The sequence below is a fragment of the Streptococcus sp. A12 genome, from assembly GCF_905372335.1.
Classification (GTDB): Bacteria; Bacillota; Bacilli; order Lactobacillales; family Streptococcaceae; genus Streptococcus.
This window is the reverse complement of the sequence record NZ_CAJPOU010000032.1, coordinates 1-16,449: the sequence shown is the minus strand read 5'-3', so window position 1 is coordinate 16,449 and position 16,449 is coordinate 1. Positions and strand designations below refer to the sequence as shown.

At 42.8% G+C, this 16,449-nt stretch carries 15 protein-coding genes; 11 read left to right on the top strand and 4 right to left on the bottom strand.

What is annotated here, in order from left to right; translation table 11 throughout:
- The 10 genes from QZ158_RS05735 to ftsY all read left to right on the top strand — a co-directional run.
- Positions 1-830 (top strand): threonine--tRNA ligase (locus tag QZ158_RS05735; RefSeq protein ID WP_293883394.1); only part of this gene is annotated, 830 nt, incomplete at its 5' end.
- 231 nt (positions 831-1,061) lie between these two features.
- Complete coding sequence (gene yycF, locus QZ158_RS05730) at positions 1,062-1,763, top strand: response regulator YycF (protein ID WP_048689541.1); 702 nt, start codon at positions 1,062-1,064, stop codon at positions 1,761-1,763.
- Entirely contained in the window at positions 1,756-3,102 is a 1,347-nt protein-coding gene (vicK, locus tag QZ158_RS05725; RefSeq protein WP_293883388.1) for a cell wall metabolism sensor histidine kinase VicK, read from the top strand. The genes yycF and vicK overlap by 8 nt, the downstream gene beginning before the upstream one ends.
- 8 nt (positions 3,103-3,110) lie before the next feature.
- Entirely contained in the window at positions 3,111-3,920 is an 810-nt protein-coding gene (locus QZ158_RS05720) for an MBL fold metallo-hydrolase (protein ID WP_293883385.1), read from the top strand.
- Between the two features lie 84 nt (positions 3,921-4,004).
- The gene (locus QZ158_RS05715) at positions 4,005-4,367 is read left to right on the top strand and encodes a DUF454 family protein (protein WP_293883382.1); all 363 of its coding nucleotides are present in this window, start codon (positions 4,005-4,007) and stop codon (positions 4,365-4,367) included.
- A gap of 158 nt (positions 4,368-4,525) precedes the next feature.
- Complete coding sequence (rnc, locus tag QZ158_RS05710) at positions 4,526-5,227, top strand: ribonuclease III (RefSeq protein ID WP_048689531.1); 702 nt, start codon at positions 4,526-4,528, stop codon at positions 5,225-5,227.
- The gene (gene smc, locus QZ158_RS05705; RefSeq protein WP_293883379.1) at positions 5,218-8,763 is read left to right on the top strand and encodes a chromosome segregation protein SMC; all 3,546 of its coding nucleotides are present in this window, start codon (positions 5,218-5,220) and stop codon (positions 8,761-8,763) included. Before rnc ends, smc begins: the two co-directional genes overlap by 10 nt.
- A complete protein-coding gene (locus tag QZ158_RS05700; RefSeq protein WP_293883376.1) occupies positions 8,753-9,550 on the top strand; it encodes an HAD family hydrolase in 798 nt (265 codons plus the stop codon). The genes smc and QZ158_RS05700 overlap by 11 nt, the downstream gene beginning before the upstream one ends.
- Positions 9,547-10,368 (top strand): Cof-type HAD-IIB family hydrolase, encoded by an 822-nt coding sequence (locus tag QZ158_RS05695; RefSeq protein ID WP_293883373.1) that lies wholly within the window; start codon positions 9,547-9,549, stop codon positions 10,366-10,368. Before QZ158_RS05700 ends, QZ158_RS05695 begins: the two co-directional genes overlap by 4 nt.
- Positions 10,368-12,038 (top strand): signal recognition particle-docking protein FtsY, encoded by a 1,671-nt coding sequence (gene ftsY / locus QZ158_RS05690; protein WP_293883370.1) that lies wholly within the window; start codon positions 10,368-10,370, stop codon positions 12,036-12,038. Before QZ158_RS05695 ends, ftsY begins: the two co-directional genes overlap by 1 nt.
- A gap of 63 nt (positions 12,039-12,101) precedes the next feature.
- Here ftsY and zwf read toward each other — a convergent pair whose 3' ends face one another.
- The 4 genes from zwf to QZ158_RS05670 all read right to left on the bottom strand — a co-directional run bounded on the left by zwf (position 12,102) and on the right by QZ158_RS05670 (position 15,593).
- Positions 12,102-13,568 (bottom strand): glucose-6-phosphate dehydrogenase, encoded by a 1,467-nt coding sequence (gene zwf / locus QZ158_RS05685; protein ID WP_048717406.1) that lies wholly within the window; start codon positions 13,566-13,568, stop codon positions 12,102-12,104.
- A 164-nt stretch (positions 13,569-13,732) separates the two neighbouring features.
- A complete protein-coding gene (locus QZ158_RS05680; RefSeq protein ID WP_293883364.1) occupies positions 13,733-14,548 on the bottom strand; it encodes a TIGR03943 family protein in 816 nt (271 codons plus the stop codon).
- Positions 14,545-15,450 (bottom strand): permease, encoded by a 906-nt coding sequence (locus QZ158_RS05675; RefSeq protein WP_293883361.1) that lies wholly within the window; start codon positions 15,448-15,450, stop codon positions 14,545-14,547. Before QZ158_RS05675 ends, QZ158_RS05680 begins: the two co-directional genes overlap by 4 nt.
- Positions 15,447-15,593 (bottom strand): SPJ_0845 family protein, encoded by a 147-nt coding sequence (locus QZ158_RS05670; RefSeq protein WP_293883358.1) that lies wholly within the window; start codon positions 15,591-15,593, stop codon positions 15,447-15,449. The genes QZ158_RS05675 and QZ158_RS05670 overlap by 4 nt, the downstream gene beginning before the upstream one ends.
- 119 nt (positions 15,594-15,712) lie before the next feature.
- Here QZ158_RS05670 and QZ158_RS05665 point away from each other — a divergent pair.
- Positions 15,713-16,449, top strand: a 737-nt coding sequence (locus tag QZ158_RS05665; RefSeq protein ID WP_293883355.1) for a Tex-like N-terminal domain-containing protein, incomplete at its 3' end; no start/stop codon positions are given.

The window sequence follows — 16,449 nt, the reverse complement described above, 5'->3', positions numbered from 1 at the left end:
TTACTGGTCTTCAACGTGTGCGTGAAATGTCTCTCAACGACGGTCACCTCTTTGTCACTCCAGAACAAATCCAAGAAGAATTCCAACGTGCCCTTCAGTTGATTATCGATGTTTATGAAGACTTCAACTTGAATGAATACCGCTTCCGTCTCTCTCTTCGTGACCCTCAAGATACTCACAAGTACTTTGACAACGATGAGATGTGGGAAAATGCCCAAACCATGCTTCGTGCAGCTCTTGATGAAATGGGTGTTGACTACTTTGAAGCTGAAGGTGAAGCAGCCTTCTACGGACCAAAATTGGATATCCAAGTTAAGACAGCCCTTGGGAAAGAAGAAACTCTTTCTACTATCCAGCTTGACTTCTTGCTTCCAGAACGCTTCGACCTCAAATATATCGGAGCTGATGGTGAAGAACACCGTCCAGTTATGATCCACCGTGGGGTTATCTCAACTATGGAACGCTTCACAGCGATTTTGATTGAGAACTACAAGGGTGCCTTCCCAACATGGCTGGCACCACACCAAGTAACTCTCATCCCAGTATCAAACGAAAAACACGTGGACTACGCATGGGAAATAGCTAAAAAACTCCGTGACCGTGGTGTCCGTGCTGATGTGGATGAACGCAACGAAAAAATGCAGTTCAAGATCCGTGCTTCACAAACTCAAAAGATTCCTTACCAATTGATCGTTGGGGACAAGGAAATGGAAGAGAAGGCTGTAAACGTTCGCCGTTATGGTCAAAAAGAAACAGAAACCATGCCGGTAGATGCATTTGTAGAATTGATTCTTGCAGATATTGCTAACAAGTCTCGTGTAACAAACTAACAGATAGAGTAGCTAGGCTTTAAACCTAGCTTTTTTTTGTGGATTGAAAATAATTATTTAAGCGCTGTTTTAGTGACCTCTATGTTGTGATTATTATTTTTTCCATTGCATAACCTTTTTCTTTCTCTTTCTTTACAAATCAAAGTATAACTCCCATTTTTCAAAGAAATTTGCTATAATGAAAGGACAGAGATTTGAAGAAGCAAAGAAAAAATAGAAGTAGGTACATGTATGAAGAAAATTCTTGTTGTAGATGATGAAAAGCCGATTTCGGATATTATAAAATTCAATATGGCCAAAGAAGGCTATGAAGTCTTGACTGCCTTCGATGGGAAAGAAGCACTGGCTGTTTTCGAAGCTGAGAACCCAGATATTTTGATTTTGGACCTCATGCTTCCTGAAATTGACGGCTTGGAAGTGGCGCGTACCATTCGGAAGACTAGTAATGTGCCGATTATTGTTCTTTCTGCAAAAGATACAGAATTTGATAAGGTCATCGGTCTTGAAATTGGGGCGGATGACTATGTGACCAAGCCATTCTCAAATCGTGAGCTTCAAGCTCGCGTAAAGGCTTTGTTGCGTCGGACAGAACTAACGGTAGAATCACAGACAGAGTCTACATCAGATTCAGAGATTGTGATTGGGGACTTGAAAATCATTCCGGATGCTTTTCTTGCTCAGAAAAAAGGCAAAGAGCTTGAGTTGACCCATCGCGAATTTGAGCTGCTCTATCACTTGGCAACCCATGTAGGCCAAGTCATGACTCGTGAGCATTTACTGGAAACAGTCTGGGGCTACGATTATTTTGGTGATGTTCGGACAGTGGACGTAACGATTCGTCGATTGCGCGAAAAAATAGAGGATATCCCAGGTCGTCCGGAGTATATTTTAACGCGCCGCGGTGTAGGTTACTATATGAGAAACAATGATTAATTACATCAAAGAAGTCATAACCTCTTATAATTTTGTCTTTGTTCTAATTACTCTTGGATTTATTATTGTTGTCGCCTTGTTGATCCTAGAAAATCGGCGAGACAACATGAAGCTACGCTTGTTGAATGATAAAATTAAGAGTTTGATTGCTGGAGAATATTCCGATATCATTGATTTACAAGGGGGTCCTGAATTAACAGAGATTTCCAACAGTATCAATGATTTATCTGAAGTGATTCGTTTGACGCATGAAAATCTGGAACAAGAAACCAAGCGCTTGACCAGTATTCTTTCCTATATGACAGATGGGGTCTTAGCGACCAATCGTCGGGGACAAATTATCTTGGTCAATGAAATGGCGGCCAAACAGCTTAATGTCGTGGTCGAAGAGGTTATGAACATCAGTATTCTAGATCTGCTTGGCATTAGTGAAGAGTATGAACTGCGTGACTTGATTACCAATGTTCCAGAATTGACTATCGATTCGCAGGATGAAAATGGGGAGTATATCTCTTTACGGGTTCGCTTCGCTTTGATTCGGAGAGAGTCTGGTTTTATTTCTGGTCTGGTTGCCGTCTTGCATGACACAACCGAACAGGACAAGGAAGAGCGGGAACGTCGTTTATTCGTATCCAACGTTAGTCATGAACTCCGAACACCACTGACCAGTGTTAAATCTTACTTGGAAGCCTTGGATGATGGAGCCATTACGGAGCCAGTTGCACCGGAATTTGTCAAAGTATCTTTGACAGAGACCAACCGGATGATGCGGATGGTGACGGATCTATTAAGTCTTTCACGGATCGATAATGAAACCAGTCAATTGGATGTTGAATTGACCAACTTTACAGCCTTCATCACCTTCATTTTGAACCGCTTTGATAAGATGAAGAACCAGGCTGGCGAGAAGAAATATGATATTGTTCGCGATTATCCTATTTCTCCTGTCTGGGTTGAAATTGATACAGACAAGATGACACAGGTCTTAGACAATATCTTAAATAATGCTATCAAATATTCCCCAGATGGTGGGGAAATTCGTGTGGGGATGAAAACAACAGATGCCCAGTTGATTATCTCGATTTCGGATGAGGGCTTAGGCATTCCTAAAAAGGACCTCCCACGAATTTTTGACCGCTTTTATCGCGTGGATAAGGCACGTAGTCGCGCCCAAGGTGGGACTGGTTTAGGACTGGCCATTGCCAAGGAAATTATCAAGCAACACAAAGGATTTATCTGGGCCAAGAGTGAATATGGAAAAGGTTCTACTTTCACAATTGTCCTACCATATGATAAAGATGCTATCCTGGATGATGGATGGGATAATGAGGATGAATAAGAAAACTAATGGATGAAAAAGGGTTTAAGTATAGTATTTTAGCTTCAGGATCGAGTGGTAATTCTTTTTACTTAGAGACTCCTAAGAAGAAAATTCTAGTAGATGCAGGCTTGTCCGGGAAGAAAATTACAGGTTTGCTTGCAGAGATTGATCGCAAACCCGAAGATCTTGATGCTATTTTAATCACACATGAACATTCGGATCACATTCATGGCGTTGGTGTGCTAGCTCGTAAATACGGGATGGACCTATACGCCAATGAAGCTACCTGGAAGGCCATGGAGGGAAGCAAGTACCTTGGGAAGGTCGATGACTCTCAGAAACATTTATTTGAAATGGGCAAGACCTTAACCTTCGGGGATTTGGATGTGGAAAGTTTTGGTGTCAGCCATGATGCTGTGGCTCCCCAGTTCTATCGTTTCATGAAGGATGGGAAGAGCTTTGTCATGCTGACGGATACAGGTTATGTCAGTGATCGAATGGCAGGGATTGTTGAAAATGCAGATGGCTATTTGATCGAGTCCAACCACGATGTAGAAATCCTACGGGCTGGCTCTTATGCTTGGCGATTAAAGCAACGGATCTTATCCGATTTGGGCCACCTCTCTAATGAAGATGGCGCAGATGCTATGATTCGTACCCTAGGCAATAAGACCAAAAAGATTTATCTGGGCCACTTATCGAAGGAAAACAATATCAAGGAACTGGCCCATATGACCATGGTTAATCAACTGGCTCGAGCAGATCTAGCAGTGGGGCATGATTTTGACGTCTTGGATACATCTCCAGATACAGCGACTCCATTAGTAGATATCTAAATGATTAAAAGAGGAGATGAGCTCATCTCCTTTTTAGGTCAGTAGTGTAGGCTTAAAATGAGTAGAAGGATAGGAGCAGTTAGTTTGAAATACGTGTATATAACAGTAGGGTTTATTTCCTTAGGATTAGGGATTATTGGGATTCCATTACCTATTTTACCAACGACCCCGCTTCTTTTATTAGCTATGGCTTGTTTTGCCAAGAGTTCTCAACGCTTTGAAAAATGGTTGCATGGGACCAAGTTGTACCAAATTTATGTAGCGGATTATCGGGAAACAAAGTCGATCTCCAAAAAGCGGAAAAAAAGAATTATTCTACAAATTTATCTTTTGATGGGGATTTCCATTTACCTGGCACCACTCAGGTTTGTGAAATTAGGTCTACTGGGATTAACTATTTTTATCAGTTATTATTTGTTCAAAGTGATTCCGGATAAAGAAGAATGATATAAGGACAGAATAGGTCCTAAATCCTATCGTGAAAACAAGGGAAAGGAGTGCGAGACGCACTCTTTTTTGGTATAATAGAGGGGTGTATCTTTTGGACGGGATAGGTCACAGGATTCAATCCAGATGCATAAATGAAGAAAGAAAGTAGTAACGTGATGCAAGCCTTATATAACCTTCTTGCTGAGAAATTTCGGCTGACTTTTGACGATACAGAATTGTTGGAAACAGCTTTTACACATACCTCATATGCGAATGAGCATCGCCTCTTAAAAATTTCACATAATGAACGTTTGGAATTTTTAGGAGACGCTGTTCTCCAGTTAGTGATTTCCGAATATTTATTTGCCCTCTACCCAAGTAAACCAGAGGGAGATTTGTCAAAAATGCGTTCCATGATTGTTCGTGAGGAAAGCCTGGCAGGTTTTTCCCGTGATTGTGGTTTCGATCAATTTATCAAACTTGGCAAGGGAGAGGAAAAATCTGGTGGACGTAACCGAGATACCATCTTAGGAGATTTGTTTGAAGCTTTTTTAGGCGCTTTACTCTTGGATAAGGGAGTGGAGATGGTGCGGAACTTCATTCAGCAAGTCATGATTCCTAAAGTCGAGGCAGGCCAATTTGAGCAAGTGATTGACTATAAGACGCGCTTGCAAGAAATCCTTCAAATCCATGGGGATGTCTTGATTACCTATGAGGTGACCAGTGAATCAGGACCGGCTCATGCCAAGGAGTTTGAAGTGCAAGTGTCTGTCAATGGGAAAATCATCGGTCAAGGACGTGGCCGGTCTAAAAAGGCTGCAGAACAAGAAGCAGCAAAAAAAGCAGTGGAGAATAAGGTGGATCCCTCATGTATTTAAAGGAAATTGAGATTCAAGGATTTAAGTCTTTCGCAGATAAGACTCGGGTCATCTTTGACCAAGGGGTAACCGCAGTGGTTGGCCCTAATGGATCTGGAAAATCGAACATTACGGAAAGTCTGCGCTGGGCCTTAGGGGAATCGAGTGTCAAGAGCCTTCGTGGTGGCAAGATGCCGGATGTGATTTTTGCAGGGACTGAAACTCGGAAACCCTTAAACTACGCCTGCGTAACGGTAGTACTGGATAACCGGGATGGCTTTATCAAACAGGCTGCTAAAGAAATCCGCGTGGAGCGTCATATTTATCGATCGGGTGATAGTGAATACAAGATTGATGGTAAAAAAGTCCGTTTGAGAGATGTCCATGATCTCTTTATGGATACTGGACTGGGGAGAGATTCTTTCTCTATTATTTCCCAAGGGAAGGTTGAAGAAATCTTTAACTCCAAACCAGAAGAGAGACGGGCTATTTTTGAGGAAGCCGCTGGGGTTCTTAAATTTAAGACGCGTCGCAAGGAAACGGAATCTAAGTTGGTTCAGACCCAGGATAATTTGGACCGTCTGGAAGACATTATTTTTGAGTTAGAGGGGCAAATCAAACCTCTTGAAAAGCAAGCCTTTGTGGCCAAACGTTTCTTAGAATTGGATCAACAACGCCAAGTTCTTTATTTGGATGTTTTGATTGCACAAATTGAAGTCAATAAAAAAGATTATGATCAAGCTGTCCAAGAAGAAGCCTCCATCCAAGAGCAATTAAAGGCTTATTACCAGAAAAGAGAAGAGTATGAGGCGGAAAGTCTCCGATTGAAACAGAGTCGTCAGACCCTTCAACACCAATTGTCAGATGATCAAGCTAGCCTCTTGGAATTGACTCGCCTCTTAAGTGATTTGGAGAAACAAATCGAATTGGCACGCTTGGAGTCGCAACAGGTCGCTCGAAGTCGTCAGGAAAATCAAGAGCGGGTCAATAGTCTGGAAGAGCGCCTACAAGTTCTTCGGAACCAGTTGGAAGAAAAACAAGTCAATACAAAGAGTCTTCAAGAAGAACTGGAAAAGAGTCAAGAAGCTCTGGAAGGTCTGGAGAAAGAGTTGGCTAGCTTTTCAGAAGATCCAGATCAGGTGATCGATTATTTACGTGAAAAATACGTGGCCTTGATGCAGGACGAAGCGGAGCGATCAAACGAATTAACAACCATTGAGAATCAATTGGAAGCCTCAGCTCAATTGTCACAAAGTAAAAAGGAAGATTACCAAAATCAAATCCAAATGGTGACAGAATTGCAGGAAAAAGAGCAGATTGCTCAAGAAGCTTATCAAGGAGCTCAAGAGCATCTGAAACACTTGCTTGAGACCTATCAATCAGAGGCAAAACGGTTTGAGGAAGCTCGCCAGGCTTATCAAGAAGCGCAAGCCAAGATGTTTGATTTACTGGATCAAAGTAAGGAAAAACAGGCTCGCATTAACAGTTTAGAGGCGATTCAAAAAAATCATAGTAATTTTTATGCGGGTGTGAAGAGTGTCTTGCAAGAAGCGACTCGCTTAGGCGGGATTGTGGGAGCTGTCAGTGAAAAACTTTCCTTCTCACCAGAGTATCAGACTGCCTTAGAAATTGCTCTAGGAGCTAGCAGTCAGCATATTATCGTAGAAGACGAAGGAGCAGCAACACGGGCAATCGAACATCTGAAGAAGAATCTCTCGGGTCGGGCAACTTTCCTTCCTTTGACAACCATTAAACCACGCTGCCTTGCAGGAAAGAATCAAGAACTGATTGAAGCCTGTCCAGGGTTCCTAGGGATGGCTAGCAGTTTGGTGGACTATGATTCTTCCCTCGAGTCGATTTTCCAAAACCTTTTGGGGGTCACAGCTATTTTTGATACGATTGAGCACGCCAAGACGGCTGCTCGCAAGGTTGCCTACCAAGTTCGTATCGTGACGCTGGACGGAACCGAACTGCGCACGGGTGGTTCCTATGCAGGGGGAGCGAATCGAAGCAATAATTCGATTTTCATCAAGCCAGAACTGGATCGCTTGCACCAAGAATTGGCCTCTCTTCAGAAGAACTTGCGAGAAGTAGAAGGGCAGGTTCAAGAGCAACAGGACCAAGTGAGCCAATCACAAGAAAAACTAGAATCTTTGAAAGGCCAAGGAGAAGGGGCGCGACTAGGAGAGCAACGCCTTCAATTGGCTTTTGAGCAAGCTCACCAGCAACTCTTGGATGCCCAAGAACTGTTAGAACTTGTCCGTACAGAGCTGGATGAAGGTAGCGACCAGGAGCTCCTCCAAAAACGGGATCATTTGCAAGCGCGACTGAAAGAAATTGAGGCGGAAAAAGAGCAAGTCACTGCTGAGATTGAAGAAGTCAAGCTCAATAAAGATGTCGTTGTCGAGAAAATTGAAAATTTACGAGCAGCCTTTGCCAAGCATCAACTACAGAAAACAGAGTTGAAGAGTCGATTGACCTATGACCAGACAGATGCCGAACGCTTGCAGCAAGAGTTGGCTTCTACTGAACGGGAAATCCAAGCTCTCCAATATGCGATTGAGCAAGGAGAAGATCGACATGAGCAAATCGATGTTTCTGTCCTTGATAAACAACTGCAAGCAACCCTTCAAGAGAAAACCGCTCTGGAGCAAGCTGTGATTCGTAAGCAATTTGAGTTAGAGGATTTGGAAGGACAGTCTGAAGATGTAGCGGGTCATATGGAACAAGCCCGTCGTCAAAATGAGGAGTGGATTCGCCTACAGGCCAAAGCAGAATCCAATCGTGATCGCTTGGCAGATAAGCTAAATAAATTGATGTTAGCTCTGACCGATGAATTCAAGATGAGTTTTGAAGAGGCATCTAATCAGGCCAACGAACTAGAAAATCTAGCCCAGTCTGAGCAAGCCTTAAAAGACTTAGAGAAAGCGATTAAAGGCTTAGGACCTGTCAATATTGATGCTATCGAACAATACGATGAGGTCAAGACTCGGTTTGATTTCCTTTCCGGTCAACGAGAAGATGTCTTGGCAGCGAAGAATCTTCTTCTTGAAACTATTAATGACATGAATGATGAGGTGAAAGAACGCTTTAAGTCTACGTTTGAAGCGATTCGTGAATCCTTCCGAATAACCTTTAAACAGATGTTTGGGGGAGGATCAGCAGATCTCATCTTGACGGATGGGGATCTCTTGTCTGCTGGGGTCGAGATTTCTGTTCAACCGCCAGGTAAGAAAATTCAATCCTTGAATTTGATGAGTGGTGGGGAGAAAGCTTTGTCAGCATTGGCGCTGCTCTTCTCAATCATTCGTGTCAAGACTATTCCATTTGTCATCTTGGATGAGGTAGAAGCGGCTCTAGACGAGGCCAATGTTAAACGTTTTGGGGATTACCTCAATCGTTTTGATAAGGAAAGTCAGTTTATTGTGGTGACCCACCGTAAGGGAACCATGGCGGCAGCAGATTCCATCTATGGAGTGACAATGCAAGAATCTGGAGTCTCTAAGATTGTATCTGTGAAGCTGAAAGATATAGAAGGAATGGATAATGGAAATTAAATTAGTCGCAACAGACATGGATGGGACCTTTTTGGATGAAAATCATCAATTTGATCAAGCTTTATTCCTAAAGGTATTAAAGAAGTTTCAAGAAAAAGGGATCTACTTTGCGGCAGCAAGTGGTCGGGCTCTCCTCTCTTTGAAGACAATCTTTAAAGAGGTTCAGGATCAGATTATTTTTATAGCTGAAAACGGCAGTGTTGTTGAGTTTCATGGTGAAGATGTCTATGAAGCGACCATGAGTCCTGATTTTTACCAAGCTCTGTTTGCCAAGTTACAAGAAAGTCCTTATTTCGATAAAAATAAGTGCTTGTTAACGGGAAAACGCGGGAGCTATGTTTTAAAGACCGTTGATCCAGACTATCTAGCTGCTTCACAAAACTACAATGAAAATATTCAAATGGTGTCAGATTTTTCAGAAATTGATGATCTTGTCTTTAAGATGACCACCAATTTTGACCAAGAAGTATTAGCGGAAGGGGAAGCCTGGGTTACCCAAAATGTTGAGGGTGTTAAGGCTATGACCACTGGCTATGAGTGCATTGATATTGTCTTGGATTATGTGGACAAGGGAGTCGCCATCCAAGCACTAATGGATCAGCTAGGCATTAGTCGAGATCAAGTCCTAGCTTTTGGGGATAACCTCAATGATCTTCATATGATGCAGGTTGTTGGCCATCCAATTGCGCCAGAAAATGCCCGTCCAGAGATTTTGGAATTGGCTGAAAAAGTATTAGCTCACCATTCAACAGGATCTGTCCTTCGCTTCATGGAGGAAGAATTATGAGTCAGATTAAGGTTATCGCACTAGACTTGGACGGTACTCTCTTAAATTCAGAGAAGAAAATCTCCCCTCGGAACTTAGCTGCCATTCGTGCAGCTCAAGAAAAAGGGGTCAAGGTAGTTTTGACGACGGGTCGTCCCCTCAAGGCTATGGATTTTCTGCTTCAAGAGATTGGGACTGCCGGCTTGTCAGATGAATACACCATTACGTTTAATGGGGGCTTGGTACAAAAGAATACAGGGGAGATTATTGCGAAGACAGTTTTCTCTCGTGATGATGTCGTCCGCATTTATGAGGAGACAGAGGCCCTTGGTTTGCCCCTAGATGCCATCAGCGAAGGGGTTGTTTATACACTTGTATCTGATCAAGAATCTCTTTACCCTCTCTATAATCCTTACTTGAACTTTATTCCCGTTTCTATTGAAGATTTGTCCAGTCAGATTTCCTACAATAAGTGTGTAACAGCCTTTCAACAGGACTATTTGGATGGCGCTATTCCAAAGATTTCTCCTGAATTAAGGGAGCGTTTTGAGATTTTTAAATCCAGAGACATGCTCTTGGAATGGTGCCCCAGAGGAGTGCAAAAGGATCGAGGCTTGGAAGCTTTGGTGGAGTATTTAGGAATCGATTCTAGCCAAGTCATGGCGTTTGGAGATGAAGCCAACGATGCCAGCATGTTAAAATGGGCAGGACTAGGAATCGCCATGGCCAATGCGGTGGATGAGGTGAAGGAGATTGCCACTCTAGTCTCAGACTATACCAATGATGAAGATGCAGTCGGAAGAGCTATTGAAGAATATGTATTGAAGGAGGGTCAATAATGGGATTATTTGACCGACTATTTGGAAGAAAAGAAGAAACAAAACCACAAGTTCAGGATCTTACAGAAGAGCTTGTGGAAAGCCCTGAGAAAGTAAGTTCCCCAGCTGCACCGGTATCACAAAAGGCTTCACAAAGTGATGAAGCAAAGATTTCGGCAATGGAAGCCTACTATGCAGAATTAAAAGAGCGAATGGCTGCCGAATCAGCACGATCATCGCAAGAGTCGACAGCATCTTTTGAAGAAGAAGTTTCTTCAGAAGAGCCTGTAAATCAGGAAACAGCTATCGAGGAAGAGGGCTCTTCCCAACTAGAGCAGGATACCTCTCCTGAGGAAGTAACCGAACCTGCTCCTGTTCCTGAAGAACAGACTATAGAAGTAGAAACGTTACAAGAAGAGAATCTTGAAGAAGAGCCTCTGAATTCTTCATCAGATCTAGCTCAAGATGCCCTTGTAGAGGAAGTTCTTGCAAAGAATGAAACAGAAGATGAGACTTCAAATCTTTCCAAAGAACCCGAGGAAGTAATTGAAGAAGCAACTACTGAAAGTTCAGAAGAAGAAACAGGAGAGTTTGAAGAAGACACTCCAGTAGAAGAAACAACTAGCGAACCTGAAGATACAGAAGAGCTTGAAGCAGAATTCCCAGTAGAGGAACCTACTAGTGAACCTGAAGTTTCAGAAGAAGTTGAAGAAGAGTCTTTAGTAGAAGAAACGACAAGTGAGCCAGAGCTTGCTCAACCAACAGAAACGGTTCAAGAAAAATACAATCGAAGCTTGAAGAAAACTCGGACTGGCTTTGGTGCTGCCCTAAATGCATTCTTTGCTAACTTCCGTTCTGTCGATGAAGAATTCTTTGAAGACTTAGAAGAACTCTTGATCATGAGTGACGTCGGAGTCCAAGTCGCTTCGAATCTGACAGAAGAGCTCCGCTATGAAGCACGCTTGGAAAATGCCAAAAAGCCGGATGCCTTGCGTCGCGTGATCATTGAAAAATTGGTGGATCTCTACGAAAAAGATGGCCAATATAATGAGCAAATCAACTTCAAGGACGGCTTGACCGTCATGCTCTTCGTCGGAGTGAATGGCGTTGGGAAAACCACTTCTATCGGAAAACTAGCTCATAAGTACAAGAAGGAAGGGAAAAAAGTGATGCTAGTCGCAGCAGATACCTTCCGGGCAGGAGCTGTTGCTCAATTGGCTGAATGGGGACGTCGTGTGGATGTGCCCGTTGTCACAGGTCCTGAAAAATCAGATCCTGCAAGTGTGGTCTTTGATGGGATGGAACGAGCAGTGGCAGAACAAGTCGATGTTTTGATGATTGATACGGCTGGTCGCCTTCAGAATAAAGACAATCTGATGGCTGAATTAGAAAAAATCGGTCGCATTATCAAGCGCGTGGATCCTACAGCCCCTCATGAAACCTTCTTGGCCTTGGATGCGTCTACAGGACAAAATGCCCTGGTTCAAGCCAAGGAATTCTCTAAGATCACGCCGATTACTGGAATCGTCCTTACTAAGATTGATGGAACAGCTCGAGGAGGAGTGGTTCTTGCGATTCGAGAAGAATTGGATATTCCAGTGAAATTAATTGGTTTTGGTGAAAAAATCGATGATATCGGTGAATTTAATTCTGAAAACTTTATGCGTGGCTTGTTAGAAGGCTTGATATAAGCAAAAAACTCATCTCTAGAAAGAGATGAGTTTTTAAGTTGCACTTTTAGTCAGTCGGACAATTTATTCTTCAATTGCTGGTTGCCAGACCCATTCCGCATTGTAATCCTTCAAGAGGTCAAAGGAAGCTTGAGGTCCCATGGTTCCAGATTTATATTCATGAAGAGGGACTTGATTTTCAGCCCACATGTGTTCGATTCGGTCAATTAAGTTCCAAGAGGCTCTAACTTCGTTCCAATGACTAAAGTTGGTTGAGTCATTGTTCAAGACATCATAGATCAACTTTTCGTAAGGCTCTGGAGATGCACCGGTTGCGGTAGCTTCTGTTACATAGTCGAAGGAAATGGGAGCAATCTGGAACTGCTCGCCAACTTCTTTTCCGTTGACACTGAGAGAGAAACCTTCATTTGGTTGAATGTAGATGGTGAGCACATTTGGTGCAATTTCCTGACCAAAAATAGAGTCCATTTGTTTGAAGACGACATTCACATGGGTACCCTTTTTGGTCAGACGTTTTCCTGTACGGAAGAAGAAAGGTACTCCACGGAAGCGATCGCTATCCACAAAGAAGGCTCCAGAGGCAAAAGTCTCGGTCATGGATTCAGGGTTGACATTTGGTTCACTACGGTAAGAGATGTCCTTTTTCCCTTGAATTTTTCCAGAACGGTATTGACCTCTGATAAATAGTTTCTTTAATTCTTCATCAGATGGGTTGACCAATTGTTCAAAGACTTTCACCTTCTCTTTACGGATGTCTTCCTTGGTGAAGGAAGCTGGTTTGTCCATAGCTAAGAGAGAAAGCAGTTGAAGGGTATGGTTTTGGACCATGTCGCGGAGGGCACCAGATTCATCATAGTAGCCACCACGTTCTTCGACTCCTAGTCGTTCTGCAAAAGTGATTTGAACATTGTCGATATAGTCACGGTTCCAGATGTTTTCAAAGATTAGGTTGGCAAAGCGGAGGGCAAAGATGGACTGGATCATTTCTTTACCAAGATAATGGTCAATCCGGAAAATTTGCTCTTCCTCAAAGGTTTCTTCCAGTTCTTTGTTGAGCTGACTAGCTGTTTCTAAATCCGTTCCAAATGGTTTTTCAACAATCAAACGTTCAAAGCCTTTTCCATCCACAATGCCTTCAGATTTCAAATGTTTGGCAATCGTACCAAAGAATTGAGGTGCCATGGATAGGAAGAAGAGTTTATTATGTTCAGCTTGGTAGGTATCGTTGAGCTGATTTTGAAGTTCACGAAGCTTGATGTAGTGCTCCGTATCATTGACATCGTGGCTTTGGTAGTAAAAATGGCTGGCAAATTCTTGCGCCTGTTCAGGACTGTCTGCTAAATCCGAAATGGATTCAACGACAACGGATTCAAAGTATTCTTTGCTCCAAGGTCGACGAGCAGTTCCAATCACTGCAAAATGCTCGGAAAGATTTCCAGCTTTATAGAGTCTAAAAAGGGAAGGGTAGAGTTTGCGTTGAGCTAAATCACCACTGGCCCCGAAAATGGTTACAATTACTTTTGAGGACATGTTCATACCTATTTTCTAACTTGATAAACCATATTCTACCATAAAATTCAGAAAATTTCTCTTTGAAAGTAAAAGGATTCAGACTTTAAAAGAGAATGAACGTGGAAGAAGCCACTAAAAAAGGTTGGACCGAAAGGTCACAACCGAGAGATGTTTAACGGACTTTAGAAGACCCGATAGACATAAGGATTTGTTGGTTTTTCTACTGAGTGGGCTTCCTTTATTTCTAGGATAGGAAGGGTTTGGCCTAGTTGTTTATGGTATTGGATCTTGAGAGTTCCAGTAGCCTGGACCCAGGTATTGTCGTCATAGGTTTGGGAGGCTCCTTTGGTTAACAAACCATAGACTCCTGAATCAGCGATACAGTGGATAATTCCAAAACGGAAAAGGAACTGACTGCCCGGATCCTGGGGATCCTTATAAATGAAGCCGGTTAGGGTAAAGGTTTTTCCAGCAAATTCATCTGGATAGTCGTAGATCACTTCCATGACTTCCATATAGTTTTCTGTCGTGATCTGGATATGATCTTGCTTGAGGTACTTCTTGGCTGCAGTCCTCATCTCGGATTCATAAGCAGATTTGGTAAAATAACTGCTAGTATCTGGCTTGAGGTATTGGTTGGTTGTGCCCTCATCATTTTGAATATCTTTGGAAGAGCCAGCCGCGATGGGAAAATGATAGCCCTTGGCTGAAACCGTTTGGGAATCCAAGGTCACTGTCGGGAAGCCGATCCCTACAATCAAGGGAATCAGGAGCAGAAGAATACTCATGACTTTGGCTTTTTTACTGGTGAGGTGACTATGAACGGGCAGATTCTTCATCCAAATATAGAGCTGGACGACAGCCAAGAGGAAGGAAAGAATCATAGAGATATAGGCTAAATAGGAATAGTGCATATTGATGTATTGGTTGAGCTTACCAGAAAGCTGCAAATACATAGTAATTTCGAAATAGCCTGCTAAAATGAGAAATCGAATCATAGGACCACCCCCACAAACCAAGCATAAACCAAGACAACGAGGCTGACGATGCTAATGAATTGGACAATAAAGCGATTGGTCAGATAATTCTTCATCATCAAGAGGTTCTTGACGTCTAGCATAGGTCCGATAACCAGAAAGGCTAAAACGGGAGCTAAGCCAAAACTCGAGAGAAGGGAGGAGCCGATAAAGGCGTCCGCCTCACTACACAAGGAGAGGAGGAAGGAGAGAAGCATAAGGAGGAGTATGGCTAGGAGTGGCGTCGCTGAAATAGAAGTCAGCACGCGAGTTGGCACATAAACCTGAACCACACTGGCAAATAAACAACCGAAGACCAGATAGCGTCCAGTGTCGAAAAACTCATCAATGGCCTGCACGAACACTTGGAAGAAGCGTTGACCGGCAGATAGTTTTGAAAAGTCATGAAGATGGACTTCCTTGCGGTTGGCCCGTTGAATAGAAGCTGTTTGGAAAAATCCTAGGAAAATCCCAAGAACAGTCGCTACCAGGATAGAGCCGATCGCTCGTAAGAGAGCCATTTGAATAGAATTGCCAAAGGCAGAATAAGTGGCAAAGAGGACAATGGGATTAATAACCGGGGCTGTCACTAGAAAGGGCACAGCTGTATAGCTAGGCACCTTCTTCTCTAAAAAGCGATTGATAATGGGGAGGATACCACACTCACAGGAAGGGAAAATAAAGCCAATCAAGGTCCCAAATAGAATTCTCCCCCATTTATTTTTGGGAAGGGCTCGGTAGACTTTTTCAGGGGTGATGTAGACATCAATCGCCCCTGAAATGATACTTCCAATCAAAACAAAGGGAAGGGCTTCAATCATAATCGAAAGAAAAATCGCTCCAGCCTGAAGGACACTGGTTGGCAACTGTTGGAAGAAACTCATTTGTTTGAATCCTTCCGCACTTTTTCCCCTGTTGTTTCATTCTTCTTGTCATCTGGTAAAGTGACTTGAGGGGGATCTGGGAAGACAGCAAATTCCTCAAAGAGTTTGTCTAAATCATCTGTTTTTGAAAATTTAATCGCCATGATAGGTCTCCTTTTCTTTTTTTCTCATTATATCAAATTCTCAAAAAAGAGGGGAAAATCAAGTCCAAAAGTAAGATGAAAAAGCAGTATAGAAGGCCTTCTATGGTATAATAGAAGCTATGGAAAAATATGAAAAAATAGCCCAAGAATTGGGCGTCAGTCTCAAACAAATTGATACTGTTTTGACCTTGACAGCAGAGGGATCCACCATCCCCTTTATCGCTCGGTATCGAAAAGATGCTACGGGTAATTTAGATGAAGTAGCCATTAAAGCTATTATCGACATGGACAAGTCTTTAACAGCCTTAGCCGATCGGAAAGAAACTGTTCTCGCTAAGATTGAAGAGCTTGGGAAATTGACCCCAACCTTAAAAGAAGCGATTGAGCAAGCTGAAAAATTGGCGGATGTGGAAGAATTGTATCTTCCCTACAAGGAAAAACGCCGGACCAAGGCAACCATTGCGCGTGAGGCAGGACTTTTCCCACTTGCTCGGATGATTCTGCAAGATCAAAAGGACTTAGAAACAGCAGCAGAAGAATTCCTATCTGAAGGATTTCCAACTGTAAAGGATGCAATCTCTGGTGCTATCGATATCTTGGTCGAAGCCATTGCAGAAGACCCACAATTGCGCAACCTTACCTACCAGGAGATTCGCAAACACTCTTTAATCACCTCTAGTCTCAAGGATGAAAGCAAAGACGAGAAGCAAGTCTTCCAAATCTATTATTGTTTTTCTGAGAAGATTGCAAATATGCAGGGCTACCGAACCCTGGCCTTAAACCGTGGAGAGAAATTGGGGGTATTAAAGGTTGGATTTGAGCATCCTGTAGATCGTTTGATTCGTCACTTTGAAGC

Bases quoted from the DNA above. Each gene is read 5' to 3' on its own strand.
- yycF (WP_048689541.1), top strand. From the start codon at position 1,062: ATGAAGAAAATTCTTGTTGTAGATGATGAAAAGCCGATTTCGGATATT.
- vicK (WP_293883388.1), top strand. From the start codon at position 1,756: ATGATTAATTACATCAAAGAAGTCATAACCTCTTATAATTTTGTCTTT.
- QZ158_RS05720 (WP_293883385.1), top strand. From the start codon at position 3,111: ATGGATGAAAAAGGGTTTAAGTATAGTATTTTAGCTTCAGGATCGAGT.
- rnc (WP_048689531.1), top strand. From the start codon at position 4,526: ATGCAAGCCTTATATAACCTTCTTGCTGAGAAATTTCGGCTGACTTTT.
- smc (WP_293883379.1), top strand. From the start codon at position 5,218: ATGTATTTAAAGGAAATTGAGATTCAAGGATTTAAGTCTTTCGCAGAT.
- QZ158_RS05700 (WP_293883376.1), top strand. From the start codon at position 8,753: ATGGAAATTAAATTAGTCGCAACAGACATGGATGGGACCTTTTTGGAT.
- QZ158_RS05695 (WP_293883373.1), top strand. From the start codon at position 9,547: ATGAGTCAGATTAAGGTTATCGCACTAGACTTGGACGGTACTCTCTTA.
- ftsY (WP_293883370.1), top strand. From the start codon at position 10,368: ATGGGATTATTTGACCGACTATTTGGAAGAAAAGAAGAAACAAAACCA.
- zwf (WP_048717406.1), bottom strand. From the start codon at position 13,568: ATGTCCTCAAAAGTAATTGTAACCATTTTCGGGGCCAGTGGTGATTTA.
- QZ158_RS05680 (WP_293883364.1), bottom strand. From the start codon at position 14,548: ATGATTCGATTTCTCATTTTAGCAGGCTATTTCGAAATTACTATGTAT.
- QZ158_RS05675 (WP_293883361.1), bottom strand. From the start codon at position 15,450: ATGAGTTTCTTCCAACAGTTGCCAACCAGTGTCCTTCAGGCTGGAGCG.
- QZ158_RS05670 (WP_293883358.1), bottom strand. From the start codon at position 15,593: ATGGCGATTAAATTTTCAAAAACAGATGATTTAGACAAACTCTTTGAG.